Below are 3,641 nucleotides of genomic sequence, written 5' to 3'. Positions count from 1 at the left end.
GTTCTTATTCTGGCACTGTATGCGTGCGGCTGTTTCCTCATGCGGGCCTTCCTGAAATCGGCTGATTCTACCGACAAAGAAGATCTTTACCCTGTGATTTGCTGGCCCTGGATTACACTTTCCGCCGTTGGCAGCGTGATCATTTCCCGCAATTTTAAGTGGTGAGATGGCGTTTGGGTGCCAAAATGGATGGCCTGCCAAATAGCACGAATTGCTAAAACCGATCAGGGGTAAGCTGGTATAGTTACCCCATCGAAACGAAACGGAGTTACAGCAATGAAAATCAAAATCACCAAAACCGACACTCTTAACGGCGACGGCTCAATTACCCTGGAAGAATGCGGCCTCAAAATCGGCGAAGTTCTTGAGGTCGATGGCCACTTCAATGACGGCTCCTACTGTGTGATCGCTCCGCGCAATAGCGAGTTTATCCAGGCTGGTGACAATATCAGCGTGAGCAAAGAAGAATGCGAGGTTGTAGAATAATGAGCAACAAGATTTGGGTACTGACCTACACCATTGGAACCAACGAGGGGCGCAAGTCGCGCCGCCTCATCTGCGACACCAAAGAACAGGCGATTATGCAGCAAACCGTTCTTGGTGGCGATCTTGTCGAATATTTCAGCAAGCCTGAAGCGTTTAAGGTTAACTGGCCGGAAGGCATGGATATCAACGGCGCGTTAGCGAGCCTGCGTGAAATGCAGAGCAACCCGAAGACGTGGAGCGATTTTCAATGCCTGCGAGCGGAGCCGGAAGTGAAGGTTGACCCGTTCACCAATATTCGGGCGCAGCACGCGGAGTGGTCGGATCGCCAGTTCGGTAACGTCGGGCCAGTCGGGCCGCTCAAACACCTTGCGAAAGAGGCGATCGAGGCCGCCGAAGCTCCGGATGACATTAGCGAGTTCGGCGATATCCTCATGCTGGTGTGGGACGCAACGCGACGCGCCGGGTTCAGTGATGAGCAACTGGCTGAAGCGGTGGCGGAAAAGCTGGAGAGGAACAAGCGCCGGGCGTGGGGCGAGGTCAAAGATGGCGAACCTTGCCACCACGTAAAAAATTAACGAAATCGAACGCCATTTAAAGCGCCTGTAAGCCATTCTGGCTGGCGCAAATTTAAGGAGTGCGATTTATGCCTGAATACTCAAAAGTCGAAGATATGCCGATTGGCGCAACGATTACTGGTATCCGTATGAGCGATTCGGACGACACCATCAAGCCGCTGACATTGGCAGTAACGCGGGTGGAGACGGGCAGCAGAAAAGGGGTCATCTTCAGCTACAAAAAATGGGATCGTCCGCTGCGTGTAGAGGTATTCATTGCTAGCGGAACCAGGGTAGAGTGGGAGAAGGACAAGTGTTCGGACTGAATGAAGCGCAATATAACGCCGTGAAGCGCATAGCAAAGCAGATGGCCGCAGAAACAAAAGACGCCATCAAGAAGGACAAGAAGACCTACGATCAGGTAGCCGCGAAGATGATCGATAAACATTGGGCGCAAATCAACACGCTGGTTACTCGCGGCCAGTTTATCTGGATAGCTGGCTACCTGGAAGGCCGGTTCGGTCGCAAAGATGGAGAATACGAATAATGGCGGATTTATCATCAACCAGAATGAACTCTAGCCTTGAGAATTGGGGCGAGCAACTGGAGCTAATTGTCGAGCTAAACGGTAAATCATTCGATATCACAGAGAGTGAAATAGAGGCGGCTTACTATGCAGGAAAGCGAGTCGATGACTTCTACTACGAGGAGTGGGAGCCGGAATAAAGGTCAAAAAGTAAGCTAACTAATCAATCGCCTATTGACGCATTCACGCTGACCGGGTATCGTTAAAAGCGTAGACACAAGAGGCGGTAAACATCCGCAAGTCTCGCCCCGCTTTGGGGCTTTTATTGGGGGGTTATGATGCAGTACAAGGTCATACTCACAGCAAGGAAAATGGGCGGCTTTTGCAAGTCCTGCATTCAAGAGTTCAGCATGACGATTGAGGCGAACGACACCGCCGACGCGGTGGAGAAAGCAAAAAAGCAATCCGGAGTCAATCTGGATACGCATAAAATCAACATCAACTACATAAGTGAAGTCAATCAATGTTAACTCTGTTTATTGCACTGTTAATGCTGTTCATAGGCTATCATGTTGGCGCGGCTCATCTTGTCGAGCGCCTTTCAAAGCGGGTACATGAAGGCACTTTCGCTGCCATGATGTACAATAAGAAAACTGGACGTTGGGAAAAAATTGGCGATCCGGATGGTATCGCAAAACGAATTGCTTTTTCGCCGCTTCCGTATGTTGACTGCGAGCCATTCGTAAAACTCCAGAAGACGCTGAAACGGCGAAATAAACTGATATGATACAAGAACCCGCTTAGGCGGGTTTTTTTATGCCCGCAATCTGATATACTCGCAAATCAACATAGAAGGAGGGTACAAAATGTCTGAAGAACGTAGAAAACGCGTAACGAAATCGCACTTTGCAGGTAACTTCAAAGCGCTGTATGAAAAAGAATTCGGCGTTGTGCTGGGGCGCACGGCAGAGATGACGCCGGAACAATTTTTTGATATCGCAAAGCGTTACTTCCAGTGGGCCGAAGATAACGCAATCAAGGCTGCGGAAACGGCAACGTTTCAGGGCGACGTTAACGAGTGGGGAGTGAACAAGCCTCGCATTTTCACGCTCACAGGGTTAAGCCTGTTTTGCGGCGTGAACCAGTCAACGCTTGGGCGCTACCGTCACGATCCCAACTATGCTCCCGTCATGGAGTTCATCGACTCCGTGATCTATGAGCAGAAATTTCAGCTTGCTGCCGTCGGCATGATTAACGCTTCTTTCGTCGGAAAAGAGATGGGGATCGATAAGCCGCCAGTGCTGAACATCGACGCTATCGCCGGGGATAAGAACGAGATCACCGAAGAGAAGCTAGAGAAGGCAGTGACCAATATTCTTGATAAGCTGTAAGGGTCAGATATGAACGAAATGATCATTTGGGAAGACCTGTCGCCAGCAGATAAGCTGGCAATTAAGGCGCTGAGTACGCGCAACTTTTCGCTATTCCTGAAGATTTGGTTCCAGATCATCCAGGGCGAAAAGCTAATGTGGAACTGGCATCACTCCTACTTTTGCCACACGGTTGATGAAATTATCGCCGGGAAGCGCAAGAGCACGATCGTTAACGTTGCGCCAGGCTCCACAAAGACGGAGGTGTTTTCAATCCACCTCGCGCCGTATGCGTATCTCAAGTGCCGTAAGGTTAGAAACCTTCAGATCTCGCAGGGTGACGCCCTGTCAAAAGGCAACTCGGATCGCGTGATTAAGATTTTCTCTTCTGGCGAGTGGCAGGAGCTATGGCCATCAAAGTTCGGGCGCAAGCAGATCGATGAATTTCAGGTGATGGACGATAGCGACCGCGTAAGGCTGGAAATGGTCTCCCGTTCGTCCGGCGGCCAAATCGTCGGTAAGCGTGGCGGGGACATTAGGCCGGGGTTTTTCGGCCCCCTCCCCCTCGGTGCTTTCTCTTTTAAACATCTCCGGGCCCCCGACACCAGCAGAAATATCGTGTGGCGTAGTCTTCTTTGAAAAAAAAAAAAAAGTGTAGAGACAGGGAGTAAAAGCGGTGGCGAAGGTGGATTAGTGGACGTAGAA

Annotated in this window: 7 protein-coding genes; all 7 read left to right on the top strand. The window is 50.5% G+C overall.

The window, feature by feature from the left end; genetic code table 11:
• Window positions 1–276 precede the first annotated feature (276 nt).
• The 7 genes from BPODLACK_RS22985 to BPODLACK_RS22955 all read left to right on the top strand — a co-directional run bounded on the left by BPODLACK_RS22985 (window position 277) and on the right by BPODLACK_RS22955 (window position 3,575).
• Window positions 277–486 (top strand): hypothetical protein, encoded by a 210-nt coding sequence (locus BPODLACK_RS22985; RefSeq protein WP_159406319.1) that lies wholly within the window; start codon window positions 277–279, stop codon window positions 484–486.
• Window positions 486–1,061 carry a dATP/dGTP pyrophosphohydrolase domain-containing protein gene (locus tag BPODLACK_RS22980; RefSeq protein WP_159406318.1) on the top strand — a complete coding sequence of 192 codons (576 nt, stop codon included), beginning with the start codon at window positions 486–488 and terminating at the stop codon, window positions 1,059–1,061. Before BPODLACK_RS22985 ends, BPODLACK_RS22980 begins: the two co-directional genes overlap by 1 nt.
• Window positions 1,062–1,129: 68 nt before the next feature.
• The gene (locus BPODLACK_RS22975) at window positions 1,130–1,366 is read left to right on the top strand and encodes a hypothetical protein (RefSeq protein WP_159406317.1); all 237 of its coding nucleotides are present in this window, start codon (window positions 1,130–1,132) and stop codon (window positions 1,364–1,366) included.
• Window positions 1,354–1,587, top strand: a complete 234-nt coding sequence (locus tag BPODLACK_RS22970; protein WP_159406316.1) for a hypothetical protein — start codon at window positions 1,354–1,356, stop codon at window positions 1,585–1,587. Before BPODLACK_RS22975 ends, BPODLACK_RS22970 begins: the two co-directional genes overlap by 13 nt.
• A 502-nt stretch (window positions 1,588–2,089) precedes the next feature.
• Window positions 2,090–2,353, top strand: coding sequence for a hypothetical protein (locus BPODLACK_RS22965; protein ID WP_159406315.1), 264 nt, complete (start codon window positions 2,090–2,092; stop codon window positions 2,351–2,353).
• A 79-nt stretch (window positions 2,354–2,432) separates the two neighbouring features.
• Window positions 2,433–2,957 carry a terminase small subunit gene (locus BPODLACK_RS22960; protein ID WP_159406314.1) on the top strand — a complete coding sequence of 175 codons (525 nt, stop codon included), beginning with the start codon at window positions 2,433–2,435 and terminating at the stop codon, window positions 2,955–2,957.
• A 9-nt stretch (window positions 2,958–2,966) separates the two neighbouring features.
• Complete coding sequence (locus BPODLACK_RS22955) at window positions 2,967–3,575, top strand: hypothetical protein (RefSeq protein ID WP_201450646.1); 609 nt, start codon at window positions 2,967–2,969, stop codon at window positions 3,573–3,575.
• The last annotated feature ends 66 nt before the right edge of the window (window positions 3,576–3,641 follow it).

It is taken from the genome of Gordonia sp. YY1 (assembly GCF_009872315.1).
Taxonomy (GTDB): Bacteria; Actinomycetota; Actinomycetes; order Mycobacteriales; family Mycobacteriaceae; genus Gordonia; species Gordonia amicalis.
The sequence above is the reverse complement of the archived record's forward strand: the minus strand, read 5'-3'. Positions and strand labels throughout refer to the sequence as shown.

Bases quoted from the DNA above. Each gene is read 5' to 3' on its own strand.
- BPODLACK_RS22975 (WP_159406317.1), top strand. From the start codon at position 1,130: ATGCCTGAATACTCAAAAGTCGAAGATATGCCGATTGGCGCAACGATT.
- BPODLACK_RS22965 (WP_159406315.1), top strand. From the start codon at position 2,090: ATGTTAACTCTGTTTATTGCACTGTTAATGCTGTTCATAGGCTATCAT.
- BPODLACK_RS22980 (WP_159406318.1), top strand. From the start codon at position 486: ATGAGCAACAAGATTTGGGTACTGACCTACACCATTGGAACCAACGAG.
- BPODLACK_RS22960 (WP_159406314.1), top strand. From the start codon at position 2,433: ATGTCTGAAGAACGTAGAAAACGCGTAACGAAATCGCACTTTGCAGGT.
- BPODLACK_RS22985 (WP_159406319.1), top strand. From the start codon at position 277: ATGAAAATCAAAATCACCAAAACCGACACTCTTAACGGCGACGGCTCA.
- BPODLACK_RS22955 (WP_201450646.1), top strand. From the start codon at position 2,967: ATGAACGAAATGATCATTTGGGAAGACCTGTCGCCAGCAGATAAGCTG.